This is a genomic window from Spirillospora sp. NPDC052269 (genome assembly GCF_040679435.1).
Classification (GTDB): Bacteria; Actinomycetota; Actinomycetes; order Streptosporangiales; family Streptosporangiaceae; genus Spirillospora.
Genome location: NZ_JBFAUU010000010.1, coordinates 178,315 through 194,246 on the forward strand (window position 1 = coordinate 178,315; position 15,932 = coordinate 194,246).

At 71.7% G+C, this 15,932-nt stretch carries 11 protein-coding genes; 5 read left to right on the forward strand and 6 right to left on the reverse strand.

What is annotated here, in order from left to right; genetic code table 11:
* Positions 1-841: 841 nt before the first annotated feature.
* Positions 842-1,336: a DUF3145 domain-containing protein gene (locus tag AB0L06_RS22670; protein ID WP_122193557.1), complete on the reverse strand. Its 495-nt coding sequence runs from the start codon at positions 1,334-1,336 to the stop codon at positions 842-844.
* A 283-nt stretch (positions 1,337-1,619) separates the two neighbouring features.
* Positions 1,620-3,509 (reverse strand): apolipoprotein N-acyltransferase, encoded by a 1,890-nt coding sequence (gene lnt, locus AB0L06_RS22675; protein WP_500233050.1) that lies wholly within the window; start codon positions 3,507-3,509, stop codon positions 1,620-1,622.
* A 334-nt stretch (positions 3,510-3,843) separates the two neighbouring features.
* Here lnt and AB0L06_RS22680 point away from each other — a divergent pair, with 334 nt between their 5' ends.
* The 4 genes from AB0L06_RS22680 (at position 3,844) to AB0L06_RS22695 (ending at position 8,922) form a co-directional block, all read left to right on the forward strand.
* A complete protein-coding gene (locus AB0L06_RS22680) occupies positions 3,844-5,013 on the forward strand; it encodes a S8 family peptidase (RefSeq protein ID WP_500233051.1) in 1,170 nt (389 codons plus the stop codon).
* Positions 5,014-5,119: 106 nt separating this feature from the next.
* Positions 5,120-5,872: an RNA polymerase sigma factor gene (locus AB0L06_RS22685; RefSeq protein WP_500233052.1), complete on the forward strand. Its 753-nt coding sequence runs from the start codon at positions 5,120-5,122 to the stop codon at positions 5,870-5,872.
* Positions 5,869-6,312: a hypothetical protein gene (locus AB0L06_RS22690; protein WP_500233053.1), complete on the forward strand. Its 444-nt coding sequence runs from the start codon at positions 5,869-5,871 to the stop codon at positions 6,310-6,312. The genes AB0L06_RS22685 and AB0L06_RS22690 overlap by 4 nt, the downstream gene beginning before the upstream one ends.
* A 45-nt stretch (positions 6,313-6,357) precedes the next feature.
* A complete protein-coding gene (locus AB0L06_RS22695; RefSeq protein WP_500233054.1) occupies positions 6,358-8,922 on the forward strand; it encodes a CHAT domain-containing protein in 2,565 nt (854 codons plus the stop codon).
* 12 nt (positions 8,923-8,934) lie between these two features.
* On the opposite strand, the gene AB0L06_RS22700 is transcribed toward AB0L06_RS22695, so the two are convergent.
* The 4 genes from AB0L06_RS22700 to AB0L06_RS22715 all read right to left on the reverse strand — a co-directional run bounded on the left by AB0L06_RS22700 (position 8,935) and on the right by AB0L06_RS22715 (position 14,759).
* Complete coding sequence (locus AB0L06_RS22700; protein ID WP_500233055.1) at positions 8,935-9,786, reverse strand: sulfurtransferase; 852 nt, start codon at positions 9,784-9,786, stop codon at positions 8,935-8,937.
* A gap of 139 nt (positions 9,787-9,925) precedes the next feature.
* A complete protein-coding gene (locus AB0L06_RS22705; RefSeq protein ID WP_500233056.1) occupies positions 9,926-11,074 on the reverse strand; it encodes an alkaline phosphatase family protein in 1,149 nt (382 codons plus the stop codon).
* Positions 11,071-11,652, reverse strand: a complete 582-nt coding sequence (locus AB0L06_RS22710; protein ID WP_500233057.1) for a DUF5998 family protein — start codon at positions 11,650-11,652, stop codon at positions 11,071-11,073. The genes AB0L06_RS22705 and AB0L06_RS22710 overlap by 4 nt, the downstream gene beginning before the upstream one ends.
* Positions 11,653-12,182: 530 nt before the next feature.
* Entirely contained in the window at positions 12,183-14,759 is a 2,577-nt protein-coding gene (locus AB0L06_RS22715) for a bifunctional acetate--CoA ligase family protein/GNAT family N-acetyltransferase (protein WP_500233058.1), read from the reverse strand.
* 232 nt (positions 14,760-14,991) lie between these two features.
* On the opposite strand from AB0L06_RS22715, the gene AB0L06_RS22720 reads away from it, so the two are divergent.
* Complete coding sequence (locus AB0L06_RS22720; protein ID WP_500233059.1) at positions 14,992-15,915, forward strand: carbohydrate kinase family protein; 924 nt, start codon at positions 14,992-14,994, stop codon at positions 15,913-15,915.
* The last annotated feature ends 17 nt before the right edge of the window (positions 15,916-15,932 follow it).

A 15,932-nucleotide genomic window follows, 5' to 3' on the forward strand; every position in this document is an offset into this window, starting at 1 on the left:
TCTGGCACGGCCGACACGGCACGGCTGGCACGGCACGGCGGCGCATGGCTGGCCGCGGCTGACGCGTCACGGCTGGCGCGGCGCAGGTGGCACGTGGCGTCGCGGCGGCGCATGGCTGGCCGCGGCTGGCGCGTCGCATCGCGCATCGCAATCGGCGCGTCGTGGGTCACGGCTGGCGCGTCGCAGGTCAGGGCGCGCATCGCGCGTCGCAGGACACGCGCGTCGCAGGGTATGGCTGGCACGTCGCGGGTCACGGGTGGACGTCGCGGGCCACGCGGCGGATCAGGGCGCGCGTCGCGGGTCGCGGGACACGCGGGTCGCGAGGCGCGGCTGGCGCGTCGCACGTCGCAGGTGGAAAGTCGCGGGCGCGGGTGGAACGTCGCGGGCCGCATGGCGGATCAGGGCGCGCGTCGCGGGTCGCAGGCGCGCCGACCGCAAGGCGCGGCTGGTGCGTCGCACGTCGCAGGTGGAAAGTCGCGGGGCACGGGTGGAACGTCGCGAGCCGCACGGCACGCCAGCCGCAAGGCGCGGCTGGTGCGTCGCAGGTGTCGGGCCGCGGGGCCGCGGGTCACGGGTCGCGGGTGGACGTCGCGGACCACGCGGCGGGTCAAGGCGGGCGTCGCGAATCGCAGGCGCGCCGGCCACAGGCGCGGCTGGTGCGTCGCACGTCGCCGGTGTCGGGTCGCGGGGCGCGGGGCGCGGGTGGAACGTCGCGGGGCGCGCGGCGGGTTAGGGCGGGGGTCGCAGAGGGGGCGCGGGTGGTGGGGCATGGGGAGGTGACCACGGGACGCGGGGGGGCGTTCGTGGGGCGGGGTGCTGGGATTTGGTTTTCGGGCGGGGGTCAGACGGCGGCGTGGAGCCATCGGACGGGGGCTCCGTCACCGGCGCGGCGGAAGGGCTCGAGCTCGTTGTCCCAGGGGGTGCCCAGGAGGCGGTCGAGTTCGTGCTCGAGGGTGGTCTTGCCGACGGCGGCGTTGGCCATGACGGTGCGCAGCCGGTCTTCGGGGACCATGATGTCGCCGTTGGCCCCGATGATGCCCGTGAAGACACCGAGGGACGGCGTGAAGCTGTAGCGCACACCGTCGCAGCCCGGGGTCGGGTCTTCGGTGACCTCGAAGCGCAGCAGCTTCCAGTTCCGCAGGGCGGACGTGATCCCCGCGGCGGTTCCGGGCCTGCCCTCCCAATGGAGCTCGGCACGGAGCGTGCCCGGCGCGGCGGGCTGGTCGGCCCACTCGAGTGAAACGGGTACGCCGACAACACCTGCGGCGGCCCACTCGATGTGCGGGCTCAGCGCAGGTGGCGCGGAGTGGACGTAGAAAACGCCACGTGCGGTCACCGGACCTCCTGGATCTGTACCGAGGCTCGTCTTCCCCTACGGCCTCGCACGTTCCCGAGACGGATTCCGCGTCCCTCATTCTGCATCATGGACACCCGACGCACCACCACGCGACCATTGTTTGTCTGTCACTTGACCATCGGCGGTCCCGTCACTTTCGTGCGCCTCGCAGCTACCCAACACAACTCCCGTCCCAGGGCGTCGTCGCCGCCATCACCCGGCGACGCTCCACTCCAACCCAACCTCAAGTGCGGCCGCGATCCGATGCGGATGACGATTTGTGTCACCGCCGTTTGGTCGCTCCGGCCCCTCTCACCTCCTCACGGCGCTTCCACACCGCGACGGTGATCGCTCCGGCGGTGACGAGCAGGCAGACGAGCGGGACGACGTCGCCGACGCGGTCGTACGGCGTCCGGCTCGCCGTGGGCGGGATGTCCAGGGACACCGTGACGACGCCCCGGCGGTCGGTGTCGAACCAGGCGATCCGCCGGCCTCGCGCGTCGAACGCCGCCGACACCCCGGTCAGCGCCGCCTGGACGGTGGGGCGCCCGGTCTCCGCGGCCCGGACGGCGGCGAGCGAGGCGTGCTGCGCCGGCGCCCAGGTGTTCTGGAAGCTGGATGTCGCCGACTGGTAGACGATCACCCCCGCGCCGCGGCGGGTGAGGGTGCGGGCGAGATCGGGGAAGGCCGACTCGAAGCAGATCAGCGGGCCGAAGCGCGTGCCGCTCGCCGTCATGACCTTCGGCCCCGTCCCTGGGATGCGGTCTTGTCCTGCGGCCTTGCTGACCGCGCTGATCCAGCCGAAGACGGTCCGGAAGGGGATGTACTCGCCGAAGGGCACGAGCCGTGTCTTGATGTACCGGCCTCGAAGCCCCTCCGGCTCCGCCAGGACGGCCGACTTGCTGATGCGTCCGCGCGCGTCCGCGGCGTCCTCGTTGATCAGGAGGGGACCGCTCGCGGCGGAGAGTTCTCGTAGCCGTCGGACGAGTGCCGGATCACGGGCGAGGTCGACGCCGACACTGCTCTCACCCCACACGGTGAGGTCGGCGCGAGGGGCCGATGTGGTCATCCGGAACGCCACCGCCAGCCGCGACTGGACGCCGTCCTCGACTCCGGCCTGGACGAGGTTCACCCGCATCGTCCGCGCCGTTCCCGGCTCATGACCCATCGCGAAGAGCAACGGCCCGACGGCGGCGATCGCCAGGGTCAGCGCGACCATCCCGGCCAGGAACCCTCGGCGCCCGCTGCCGCCCACCGCTCCCCGCCACGTGCCGGGTCCTCGACCAGCGGCCCCGGCGTCGGCGTCGGCGTCGGCGTCGGCGTCAGCGTCGGCGTCGGCGTCAGCGTCAGCGTCGGCTTCGGCGTCGGCGTCGGCTTCGGCGTCGGCTTCGGCTTCGGCTTCGGCTTCGGCTTCGGCTTCGGCTTCGGCTCGATCTTCCGCAGTGGCGCTGGTGACGGCCTCTGGTCTGCCTGGATGTGCGGCTTCGGTGTGTGGAGATGGGGGGCGGGTGGGTTGTGCAGGGGTGTCGGAAGAGAGCAGTGGGGTGGGAGTGGGTGGGGTGATGACCCCTTCCGGCTCGGGTGGAGCGCTGGCAATCGGCTCGGGGTGGGGCGCCGGGTGAGGTGAGGGGCTGGGGACGGGACGAAGGAGAGCGGTCAGGGCGAGAGTCAGGGCTGTGTTGGCGGCGACCAGGGCGAACGAGATGAGCCAGATGCCTCCGAGGGCGGCGAGGGAGAGCTCTGTCGGATGGTGCCACTGGGTGGCGCCGTAGACGGCCCAGGGGCCACCGAGGGAGGGGCGGGAACGGGCGAGTTCGATGGTCAGCCAGGCACTGGGCAGGACAAGGAGGGCGTAGGCCGGATGGCGCGGGATGAGGGCTCGGGCCGCCGCTCCCCAAGGGGCCCACAGCGCGCCGAAGACCAGGGCGATCAGGGGGAGGGCCGGGCCGATGTAGGGCAGCGTCCAGTAGAGGGCCGCCATGAGGTAGCCCGCGCCGAAGGCCCAGCCCCGGAGGGCGGCCTCACGAGTGGTGCGGGCTCTCGCGAGCAGCAGCATCCCCGGGACAAGAGCCATCCAGGCCAGCCACCCCAGGTCGACCTTTGGGAAGGCGAGGATGGGGAACGCGCCGGCGGCCAGAGCGGCGGCGCGGGCCCGCCAGGCGGAGGCGCTCATCAGGGCCCTCCCCCGGGCGTCGGGACGCGAGAGATCGTCCACTGGTGGGGCGCGGAGCAGGGGTGCGGGCCGGCCTTCAGGGACGGGGAGCGTTCACGGCATGGGGACGGTCTGAGGCGGCGGTCGGCCGGGATCACCGGCCCTGAGGCCGGGTTGCCCGGATTGTGCCGCTGAAGCGGTGGAGTCTTCTCGTTCACATCTCCAGTAAGGCATCCGGGATCCGGACTTCACCAACTCGGGGCTCGCTTGTGGATAACTGGAACAACGACTACCCAGAGCTACCAATCAGGCACGATGAGCGCGGGGATTGACGGGTCGACGGAAGTGAGGGTGGATGTTCGATCAGCAGGCGCGCCTGGAGCGGCTGCTCGCGCGGCATCGGGACGCCGTGGTGGTGGAGCCGGTCGCTGGACGTCCCGCGCTGGTGCGGCGCGACCAGGTGCTCGTGGCCGGGGACGACGCGGCGGCCGCCGAGGATCTGGTGCGGCGCTGGTACGACTCCCGCCAGGACGAGCACGGCGTCACACGGCTTCGGCTGCGCGCGCCCGCGAAAGTGGACGTCTGCGAGCTGGCCGCCCAGCTCTCCGGGGACGGGCGGCACCGCAAGCTGAGCGTCTCCCCCAACCATCTGGTCCATGGCCAGCCCTTGTGGTGGAGCGGGCCCGCCGATCTGCCGCGTGCGACGGCGGCCGTGCCCATGCCCGAGCCGGCCGAGACCCGGCGCAGGGTGACGGTCGCCATTCTGGACACCGGACTGGATCCGCATCCCTGGTTCGAGGGGACGGAGTGGTTCGCCGACCAGCGGGCCGAGGTCGCGGAGGTCCTGGACGCCGATCTGGATTTCGAGCTGGACGCGCAGGCCGGGCATGGCACGTTCGTCGCCGGGATCGTCCTGCGGTACGCGCCGTCCGCCCGGATCCGGGCGCGGCGGGTCATCGGCGGCGACGGCGTCGGGGACGAGCTGGGGGTGATCCGCGCCCTGTACTGGCTGGCGGCGTGGGGTGGCGCGGACGTGGTCAACCTGTCGCTCGGCTGCCACACGTTCGACGATCGGCCGTCGCCGGTCCTGTCGCGCGCGTTGGCCATGCTGGGCAGGCGGACGGTCGTGGTCGGATGCGCGGGGAATGCGGCGGGCGATCGGCCGTTCTGGCCGGCCGCGCTCAAGTCCGTGATCGGCGTGGCGGCCCTCGACGCGCACGCGGAGGATCGGGCCTGGTTCTCCAACTATGGGTGGTGGGTGGACGCCAGCGCGCCGGGCGTAGACGTGGCGAGCTGTTTCGTCCGGTTCGACGGGCCGCGTGGGCGTGTCAACGGAATCGACCCGGATCAGTTCAACGGCTATGCGACGTGGAGCGGAACGTCGTTCGCGGCGCCCGCTGTGGCAGGACAGATCGCGGCCTTGGCGGCGGCCGAGGATCTGCCCGCCGTGGCGGCCGCCGATCACGTCCTCGATCCGGCGGCGTCCCGTACCCGTCCGGACCTCGGGGTAATCATCAGGGCTTGAGCACAGCACGGCGGCGATGCGATAACCGTGACACTCTGTTCACTCTGCGTGTCGTCGCGCGGTTCTAGTGTCGTCGCTCAGCCGGGGGGCTCTTGGAGGAGTGCTGGTGACCCTGAATGATCGTCCTGCGCTGTCCGGAAGGGTGGGAAGGGGACGTGTTCTTCCTGGGGTGATGACGGGCGAGCCGCAGAAGGAAGTGATACCGCGACCGCGCGCGGACGAGGCAGGGCATGCGACACCCGGGGATGTCCGCCTTCCGCCTGTCTCCGATGCGGCGGAGGCCGAGTCAGGCGAGCTTGTGGTGCGGGCACGGCTCGGCGACAGGGCCGCCTGGGGATTCCTGGTGGGTCGCCATGCGCCGCTCCTGTGGGCGATCGCGCGTTCGTGCGGTCTGGACGATGCCGACTGTGGTGACGTCGTCCAGACAACGTGGTTGAGGCTGGTCGAGCGAATCGATGCCGTCCGTGATCCTCAGGCCGTTCCGCATTGGCTGGCCGTTACCGCACGCCGCGAGGCGGTGTCGTTGGCAAGGCGTCGTGGGCGCGAGGCTCCGGCGGATCCGCTGTGCTTCACGGACGTCCCCAGGCCGCGGTCGCGGCGTCCTGCCATAGGAAACGGCTCCTCGGGTGTTCACGAACTCGTTTCCGGGCCGGAGGACACCGCGCTCGCGCGCGAGCAGATCGGGCGGGTCGGAGATGCGATCCGCACGCTTCCTCGCCGTTGCCAGGACCTCTTGCGGATGCTCGCGCTTGCTCACAGCTACAGCGAACTGGCCGCCGCCCTAGACATCCCGGTCGGGAGCATCGGATCCGCTCGGACCCGTTGCCTCGCCCACCTGCGTCGGAGGCTCGCCACATGAAAGAGGAGCCTTTCCTGGACGAGCTGCGCGCCGCCTTCGAGCACCTCGATCCGGTTCCGGAGGAGGTGCTGGCGGCCGGGCGGTCCGCGCTCTCCTGGCATGAGCCGAACGCCGACCTGGCCGAGCTCACGGGTGAGAAGGACCGAGAGCTTGTGGGGGCGCGCAGCACGAGCGGCATACGGCTCCTCACGTTCCACGCGCCCGGCCACACGGTCGAGGTCGAGGTCTCCGGCGCCGGACAGGATCTGGCCCTGATCGGAAGGCTCGCCCCCGCGACCGTGGCGGAGGTCCGACTCCGTCACCCGAACGCTTCCGGGCAGTCCACGCGGGCGGACGAGACCGGGCGCTTCGCGCTGACCTCCGTCCCGGAGGGACTGGTCAGCCTGGTCTTCGACCTGCCGGACGCCTCCTGCGTGGTCACGAGCTGGATCCGCCTCTAGGCCCTGAGCCCCTCCGAACCCATCGACGCCTTGAAACGGAGCCGCATGCCCCGGGATCTCTCCGATGACGTTGGGGGGCCGGAGTTGCTGCGACTGGCGACGACCGATCCGGCCACGGCCCATCGCAAGGCGGCTGAGCGTGTCACGCAAGCCGAGAGGTCGGGTGACACGGCCGACCTCGTGGTGGCCCTCAGGGCCGCCGGGCTGGCCTCCAAGGAGCTCGGAGACCTCGAGGACGGCATCGCCTGCCTGGAGCGAGCTCTGGCGCTGGCCGGGCCGTCCGAGTACGCCGTGGCGCAAGTCCGGATGAACCTTGTCGGGCTGCTCGCGGCACGTGGCGACACCAGTCGCGCGCTCGCCGAGGCAGGACAAGCCCAGGGAATCCTGAACGGGGCGGACGCCCACAGGCTCGCCGCCAACACGGTCTGCGCCCTCGCGCGCGCAGGGAGGATCACCGACGCGGACACGCTGGCCGCATCTGCCCTTCCCGACCTGCGCGGTGGGATCGATCCGGTTCCTCTGGTCGGGATGCTCTCCAATCTCGGCCTCGCCAGGGCCCTGCGCGGGGAACTGAACGAGGCCGAGCGTCTCCTTGGTGAAGCCAAGGAGACGAGCGAGAAGCACCGGCTCGGGCAGCAGACGGCGATGGCGCAGGCGAATCTCGCGTTCGTGGCGTCCCGGCGTGGGGACATCCCGAAAGCCCTGCGCTTGTACGAGAAGGCCGAGCCTGGCCTGACCGGTGAACGGGCAGCCCAGTGCCGATTCGACCGCGCCGAAACGCTCATCCAGGCCGGGCTCCCCCGTGAAGCCCGCAAGCTGCTCAAAGCAGTGGTGAGCGAGACCAGGGCCAACGACTACAAATGTGACCTGGGCGATGGCCTGCTCCTCTTGGCGCACGCGGAGCTGGCATGCAACAACGCGGAGACGGCCGTCATCAGGGCTGGAGAAGCCGCCGACGTGTTCATGCGACAGGAACGCGTCGGCTGGTTGCCCCTCACCGACCATCTGCTCCTGCGCGCGCGATGGGAAGCAGGCGAGCGGTCGGCCATGCTGCTCAGCACGGCCACGTCCACGGCTGATCGGCTCGCGAATTCGGGATGGTCCGAGGCGTCAGCAGAAGCCCGCATCATTGCCGCTCGCCTGGCGCTTCAGCTAGGACGCCCGGCTGAGCATCTGCTGGTGCCGCTGGCTCGTACGCGCGCACATGGCCCGGCGGCACTTCGTGTCGTCGCCTGGCATGCCACGGCTTTGGAGCGGCAGTCACGCGGCGATCTCAGAGGCGCGCTGGCCGCCGTCTGGTCAGGCCTCTCCGTCCTGGCGGATCACACCGACACGTTCGCGGCACACGATCTGCGGGCTCGAGCCGCGCGTGTTGGGGAAGACCTCACCTGCCTGGCGCTGCGGCTGTCCCGCTCTGCACGGGAGCTATTGCAGGGCGACGAACGCCGCCGCGGGTTGGCTCGCCGCCCTGTCGCCGTGCGTCCGCCCAGAGACCCACGGCGAGCCGCTGCTCTTTCTGAGCTTCGGATGCTCAGCGGCGCTCATGCGCACGCGACCTCCCGTGGGGAGCCGGCCGGCGCGTTGACCGAGCGCATGGCTGAGCTGGAGTCGTCCATACGCGCGGGCACGCACAGCCTCTCACCATCCGTTCGAAACACCGTGGCGAGCCCTCCTGGCACATCCGAGCTGAGCAACGCCCTCGGGGAACGCGGGCTGCTCCAGTTCGTCCGCATCGACGATGCGTTGTGGGCCGTGACGCTTGTGGACGGCCGTCCACTGCGACATGAGCTCGGCTCGTACGCGCACGCATCCCGCCAGGTCGTGCTCGTCCATGCGGCGCTTCGCAACCTCATCGAGAACGAGCAGAACCCGGATGCCCTCGGAATGCTCTCCCAGGCGGCCAGGGCCCTCAACGACCAGCTCATAGCGCCGCTTGGCATCGACGTACCCGAACTGGTCATCGCGCCAACGGGCAGACTTCACGCTCTGCCCTGGCACGTCCTTCCGTCGTTGCATGGACGTCCCCACACGGTGGTGCCATCGGCGACGGCTTGGCTACGCGCGCGCACGATCCCCGAGCACAGTTCTTCGCGCGTGGTTCTTGTCGCGGGCCCCGGCCTCGATCATGCGGAACGCGAGACGCGGATGCTGCGTCGCGTCCATCCAAGCGCCCTCGCGTTGGAGGGCTCCGAAGCGGGCGCCGAAGCCGTGCAGCGTGCCATGGATGGAGCAGGGCTCGTCCACATGGCCACTCACGGCGAATTCCGGGCCGACAACCCCATGTTCTCGCGTCTCCTCCTCGCGGACGGCCCACTCACCGTGCACGACCTGGAGGACCTGGCCGCGCCGCCCAGCACGGTCGTCCTCTCCGCGTGTGACGTCGGACGCGCCGGAGCGGGCGACGCGGTGATCGGCATGGTCGGCGTGCTGCTGGCGCTCGGCACCCGAGCGGTCGTGGCCAGCGCCGCGCCCGTGCGCGACGCCGCGTCCCCGCGGTTCATGGCCGATCTGCACGCCCGCATGGCCTCCGGGGTGAGCCCGGCCAGGGCCTTGGCAGAACTGCCGCGCTCCCCTGGGCTTCTCGGCCTCACCTGCTACGGCGCCGGATGATCAGCGGCTGGATCAGACTTCGCCGGTGGCGACCGGATGGGTCGGGTCCGCAACCCACGCCGACCAGGACCCCACATATAGGGCGGCCGGAATGCCCGCCATATGCAGGGCCAGAATCTCGTGGGCGGCGGTGACCCCCGAGCCGCAGTACGCACCGACGTCCACCGCGTCCGTCGCGCCGAGTTCGGCGAACCGCTCGCGCAACAGCTCGGACGGCAGGAACCGGCCGTCCACGCCCACATTCCCGACGGTCGGCGCGTTCACGGCACCCGGAATGTGTCCGGCCACCGGATCGATCGGCTCGACCTCGCCCCGGTAGCGCTCAGACGCGCGCGCGTCGAGGAGAACACCCGCCTTCGCCAGGGCCGCGGCTCCTTCGGCGTCCAGCACAGGGAGGCTCCCAGGGCGCACCCTGTAGTCGCCCGGCTGGGCCGCCACGCTCTCTTGGCCGGCCGTCCAATCGGTCTCAACGGGGTGGCCTGCAATCGTCCAGGCGTGGTAGCCGCCGTCCAGGACGCGGACGCTCTCATGGCCGAAGTACCGCAACGTCCACCAGAGGCGTGCCGCGGCCGTCGAATCGGCGTCGTCGTACACGACCACCGGACGATCGTCGGAAACGCCCGCGCGCCGCATCGCGGCCTGGAACGCGGCCGGTTCCGGCAGTGGGTGACGGCCTTCCGGACCGGGCGGACCAGCGACGTCCCGGTCCAGGTCCACGAAGACCGCGCCGGGCAGATGTCCCTTCCGATAGGACTCGACGCCGGGCGGGCCGTTCAAATGCCAGCGCACATCGAGCAGGACGGGCCCGTGGCCGTCGCGCTTCAGCAGCCGTTCCGCCATGGACACGTCGATGAGAGGGCGCACATCGCCAGTCTGACCGCGATTGCCCGAATTAGGGAGGGTCGAAGGCAGGTTCGTCACACCGTCGAGTCTATTGAGCAGCATCCAGCATCGCCGGGAAGCCCTGCACGCGCGCATGAGCCCGTCCGCCTGTGCCTGCGAGCTACTCGCGGACGGCGGCGACCAGGGGGACGAGTTGCTCGGCCGAGACCAGCGACCCGTGCATGCCGATGATGCGGTCGAGCCAGGGTTCGCGGGTGCTCGCGACGATCGCGAGGTCGGTGAACGGGACGGCCACGACGTCGCCGATGCGCGGCAGCAGCGCCGGGAGGACCGGCCCGAACCAGCCCGCCTCGACCGCCTCCTCGCGGGACGCGACCCATGCCCTGTCGCCGACCGTCGCGCGCCAGGCGGCCAGCACGTCGGCCTCCGCACCGGGCTCGGCATAGACGTAGCGGCAGCGGGCGTCACCGCCCAGCAACGCGATCCCTGCGGCCAGATCCGGGACGGTGTCGACGTCCACCCGGTCCATCGGATCGGTCATGCCGTGGTCGCCCGTCACGTACAGCGCCGCCCCGGACGGCAGAACCTCAGCGATCCGCTCGGCGAGCAGATCCATGAAGCGGAGTTGGTGCCGCCAATGGGGTGAAGCACAGCCGAACTGGTGGCCGGTCGAATCCAGGTCAGCGTGATAGACGGTCACATAGGCGCGGTCCCCTTGCCGCAGGGCGTGTTCGGCCTGTGCGACGAGCTGTCCCAAGCCGTTCGCGGGGACATAGGTCGCGCCACGCGTGGTGGCTCGGCTGAGGCCGGTGTCCTTGTACAGGCCGAGTGCGACGTAGGACGTGGCGACGCCATCCGTGGCCGCCCGCTCGTAAACAGTGGGCGCGGGCTGGAATTCGCTGGGCTCCGCCAGGTCGTCCTGCCATCTGAGACAGTTCAGCAGGCGCCCGGTACCGGGCACGGCGACCTGGAAACCGAGGAGACCGTGCCCTCCCGGTGGCAACCCTGTGGAGAGCGACCCGAGGCTCGTGGCGGTCGTCGCGGGCAGGCCCGCAGTGAGCGGCCGGTCTGCCATGGAGTTCAGGAAAGGGGCCTCTGCCGGATGCGCGCGCAGGAGGTCCCAGCCCAGACCGTCGATGACCAACACGCACACGCGCGGAACCTGGGCGAGCCCGAGAGGGTTGGTCGCCCCCGGAACCCCGAGCGTCCCCAGAACGGACGCCGTGAGGTCCGCCAGTGCTCCCGACCCGTACCGCGGCGCGGGCGGCACCGGCGTGGCGCCGGGCCGCGGGGCGGGCGCGCGGGTCACCGGGCCGTGGCCGCTGACAGGGCCTCGGCGAAGGCCAGGACCTGGGTGACGGCGTCCCCGCCGTCGGCGGCCTCGCTCACGCGCAGCGAGAGGTCGTCCGCGGTGACGCTGCCGGTGTAGCCGTGGTCGGCTTCGCAGTTCTCGTCCCCGCAGGTGGCGGGCTCCAGGTCGATGTGGGCGATCGCGCCCCAGCCGATGGTCAGCACGACCTCGCTGGGCGGCATGCCCGGCACGTAGGTCTCCGGGTCGGGCACGACCCGGGTGAGCGCGACCGACTGGACCCGGTCCAGCTTGACGGCCTCGGTCGTGGTGGACGCGTGCGGACGGGTCATCCCGTCGCCGGGCGGGTGCTCGTCGGTGTGGCAGAGCAGTAGGCGGTTCGCGGTCAGCGCCAGCACGGTGACGTGCCGCCGGACCTCCATGGCGGGGTCGAACGCCGCCTCGTGATGGACCACGTACGCACTGACGTGCTCGTCGCCGATGGCGGACTCGACCGCATCCGCGACCAGGCCCGGGTAGTAGCCACTGCGCTCGATGGCGGTGCGCAACCCGTGATCCGTCGCTCGGGTTTCCCTCATGTATCCATCCTGCCCTGTCCGGGCCGGTGCCCGCACACGCGCGGGCGCGTATCGCGCCCGGGAAACCCCGCCGTTCGGGCTCTCCGGGCCCGGACGGCCCGACCCGCGGCCCCGTTTCTCTGCCCGTCCGGCATCCGGGCGACGCCCGAACGCCCTTGTCCCCGGCCTGGCGGACGGCCCGGCAGGGTCCTCAGCCCCCGTCCTGGGTACGGATGGGGACATGACCGACAGAGATCCACTTCCTTCACCGCAGCCGATCCCGCGGCCCGGTCCCGAGCCGGCCCCCATGCCGCCCCCGCCCGTCCCGCCTCCCGAGCCGGCCCCAGGGCCGCCCCCACCGTCCCCCGGCCCCGTCCCGCCCGGGCCCGCGCCGGACCCGATCCCACCCGGCCCGCCGCCGGATCCGGTCCCGCCGGACCCCGGCCCGGCGCCGGGGCCGCCGTCCTGACGCCCGGGCCCGGGAGGGCCTGGGGCGTGTCTCAAGGTCGGCGCCCGTGGCGAGCGGCGGCCAGGTGGCTTTGAAACACGCCCTAGCCCAGGCGGCGTGGACCGAGTTCGGGGCGCGGTCCCATGGGTCGTTGCAGCAGCAAGCGGACGCCTTGCACCGACACTCCGGAGGCGTCCGCGATCACCGGGTTCAGCTCCAGCCGGGCGACCTCCGGCAGGTCGTCGCCGAGCCTGGAGACCCGCTGCAGCAGGTCCTCCAGGGCCGGGACGGCCACCGGCTCCGCGCCCCGGTGGCCGAGCAGCAGGGGCGCCGTCCGGATGGCGCGGATCATCTCGGCGGACTCGGCGTCGGTGAGCGGCGCGAGCCGGTAGGCGCGGTCGTCCAGCAGCGCGGCGGTCTCGTCCGCGAGCCCGAACGACACCACGGCGCCGAACGACGAGTCCTCCGAGGTCACGATCCGGACGGGCACTCCCGGGCCGTCACGGTCCACCTCAGCCCCGCGAGGGCCCTCCTCGGCGTCGTCCAGCCGCCGGGGAGCGGCGGCCACGTCCAGATCCGCCAGTTGGACGCCGTAGCAGGCCAGGAGCTCGGCCGCCTGCGCGCGCGTGGCCCTGAGCGGGGCGGCGTCGCCGGGCAGGTCATCCAGCCAGCTTCCGACGAGCGCGCGGGCACGGCGGCGGTCCTCCGCGGTGACCAGGTCGGAGACCCGGCCGTGCGGGCGCTGCCGCCACTGCGCGTACCGGATCACGTAGGCCAGCGCCCGGACGGCGTCCTCCGGGGCCGGATAGGACGGGACCGACCCGGCGGCCGCGCTCCCGTCCGGAGCGTTGATCCGCAGGTCGGAGGGCATGCCCTTGGACCCCAGGTAGGTCGCCACGATCGGCTTGGACGATCCGGCGGCGAGCCTGAGGATCTTCTGGGGGACCCGGAGGTCGTAGCCGCCGATCGTGGGCGGGGTGAACAGCGCGACGACGGCGTCCACGTTCTCGTCGCGCAGCGCGGCCGCGAGGGCCGCCTCGTACGCGTCCGCGTCGGCGAGGGGCCCCAGGTCGACCGGAGGGCGGACGCGCAGGCCGAGGGCGACGGCCGCGTCCTGTGCGAGCAGTCCCAGCGAGTCGCTGTTGTCGATGATGGCGATGCGGTCCCCGGCGGGGAGCGGCTGATAGGCCAGCAGCTGCGCGACGTCGAACAGCTCGGAAAGGTCCTCGACCCGGATCACGCCCGCCTGCGCGAACAGCGCGCTCACCGCGTGGTCGGGCAGGCTCAACGCGCGCGCGGCGTGCCCCAGCGGGACGCCCTGCGTACCGCGTCCGCTCTTGACTGCGACGATCGGCTTACGCCGGGACAGCCGCCTGGCCAGACGCGCGAACTTGCGCGGGTTTCCCAGGGACTCCAGGTAGAGCAGGACGGCCTTGGTGGCCGGATCCTCTTCCCAGTACTGCATGAGGTCGTTGCCGGAGACATCCGCCCGGTTTCCGGCAGAAACGAACGAGGACAGGCCGAGACCACGTTCGGCCGTCCGCTGGAGGATGGCCGTACCCAGCGCACCAGATTGCGAGAAGAACCCGACTGGGCCGCGCCCTGGCAGGGTCGGCGCGAGGGTCGCGTTAAGGCGGAACTCAGGATCGGTGTTGGCGATGCCAAGGCAGTTGGGCCCGACTACACGCATCCCCCAGGCACGAGCCAGCCGGACGAGTTCCTCCTGCCGCGCTCGTCCTTCAGGACCCGCCTCGCCGAATCCCGACGAAACCACGACCAGCCCGTGGACGCCCTTGTTCGCACACTGTTCGACAACCTCGTGCACGGCATTGGCCCGGACGGCCACAACAGCAAGGTCGACCTCGTCCGGGATGTCCAGGACCGACTCGTACGCGCGCACGCCCGCGACGGCCTTGGCGGTCGGGTGCACCGGGTAGATGGGCCCGCTGAAGTCCCCGCCCAGCAGGTTCCGCAGGACGGTCTGCCCCACACTGTGCTCAGCCCGGCTGGCGCCCACGACGGCCACCGAACGAGGTGTCATGAGCCGCTGGATGGACCGAGCCTCGGCCCGGTGCTCGCGCGCGGACGTGACCTCCACCGAGGTCTCCGTGGGCTCCAGGTCGAGGACGAGCTCGATCACCCCGTCCTCGAAGCTCTGCTCGGCCCGGTAGCCGGCCTCGCGGAAGACCCGGGTCATCCGCCGGTTGTCGGGCAGCACGCTGGCCACGAACCGGTGCACGCCGCGCTCGCGGGCGGCGGCGGCGATGTGCTCCAGCAGGACGGCCCCGAGACCGCGGCCCTGGTGCGCGTCCTCGACCAGGAAGGCGACCTCGGCCGTCCCGGGACGGTCATTGAGCCGGTCGTACCGGACGACCGCCACCATGTCGCCGCCGATCGTGGCGATCAGCCCGACCCGGCGATCATGGTCGACGGTGGTGAAGTGCCGGATCTCACGGTCGGACAGATGAGGACGGGGCGAGAAGAAGCGGTAGTAGATCGTCTCGGCCGACAGCCGCGCATAGAAGGACCGGAGCAGATCGGCGTCCTCCGGACGGATCGGCCGCAAATGCGCCGTCCCGCCGTCGGTGAGGACGACATCGGCCTCCCAATGGTCGGGATAGTCCCGGCCGTCAGGAAGATCCCGCTGGTCCGGATGCTCCCGCTTGCTCTCCCCGCTCACGCCCCCGAGACTAGGCCACGGGTCCGTGTGACACGCGTCCGCCTCGACCGTGAATGCACCGGTCCGGGTGGTGTGAAGCCACGCGCCCTGGGCATCGCAGCGCGTTCGAGACCTCATCGGAGGTCAAGAGCTGTTACGGTCGTGCCTACCCTGCCCGTGCGAACTCCGCCCTACGCCCTGCATACGCCCACTCCGCCGCGCTGCGGGCCGTGTTGATCGAGGTGATGACCCCATGACCCGGGTAGTCGTGGTTGGCGACCTGATGACCGACACCGTGGCACGTGCCGCCTTCCCCCTCGCCAAGGGCAGCGACACACCCGCGGCCGTCACCAGCCATGGTGGCGGGTCCGGCGCCAACGTCGCCGCCTGGCTCGCGATGGAAGGCGCCGAGGTCGCGTTCGTCGGCCGCCGCGGATCCGACATCGCGGGACGCAACCGCGACATGGAGCTGATGGGCTCGGGCGTCGACGCCCGCCTCGTGATGGACTCCGAGCGCGCGACCGGCACCTGCGTCGTCCTGGTCACGCACAAGGGCGACCGCACCATGCTGTCCGACCCCGGGGCCAACAGCGCGCTGCTCCCCGAGGACGTCGAGCGCTGCAAGGACCTGTTCGTCCAGGGCGTGCACCTCCACCTGTCCGGCTACTCGCTGATCAACGAGGGCTCCCGGAAGGCCGCGATCCACGCGCTCGACCTCGCCCGCCAGGCGCAGATGTCGGTGTCGGTGGACGGCGCGTCGTCCTCGCCGCTCAAGCGGATGGGCGCCGAGCCGTTCCTGGAGTGGACGCAGGGCGCGCGCCTGCTGGTCCTCAACGCCGCCGAGGCCGAGGTCCTCACCGGCCGCGACAACCCCGAGGCCGCCGCCAAGGTGCTGACCGCCTGGTACCCCCAGGTCGTGATCAAGAACGGCGCCGAGGGCTCGCTCTGGTACACCAACGGCCGTCCGGACGCGATCACCGTCGCCGCCGACCCGGTCGAGAAGATCGTGGACGGCACCGGCGCGGGTGACGCCTTCGTCGCCGGCTTCCTCCCCGCCTGGCTGGACGGCAAGCCCCCGGCCGAGGCCCTGTCGGCGGGCAACCGCCTGGCCGCCCAGGCCCTTCAGCACCTCGGCGCCCGTCCCTCGCTGGACGTCCAGGACAACCCGATCCGCTGACCGTCGCGGCCGTCTGT

Coding starts and splice junctions, on each gene's coding strand:
- AB0L06_RS22710 (WP_500233057.1), bottom strand. CDS start 11,652: ATGAGGGAAACCCGAGCGACGGATCACGGGTTGCGCACCGCCATCGAG.
- AB0L06_RS22690 (WP_500233053.1), top strand. CDS start 5,869: ATGAAAGAGGAGCCTTTCCTGGACGAGCTGCGCGCCGCCTTCGAGCAC.
- lnt (WP_500233050.1), bottom strand. CDS start 3,509: ATGAGCGCCTCCGCCTGGCGGGCCCGCGCCGCCGCTCTGGCCGCCGGC.
- AB0L06_RS22720 (WP_500233059.1), top strand. CDS start 14,992: ATGACCCGGGTAGTCGTGGTTGGCGACCTGATGACCGACACCGTGGCA.
- AB0L06_RS22680 (WP_500233051.1), top strand. CDS start 3,844: ATGTTCGATCAGCAGGCGCGCCTGGAGCGGCTGCTCGCGCGGCATCGG.
- AB0L06_RS22695 (WP_500233054.1), top strand. CDS start 6,358: ATGCCCCGGGATCTCTCCGATGACGTTGGGGGGCCGGAGTTGCTGCGA.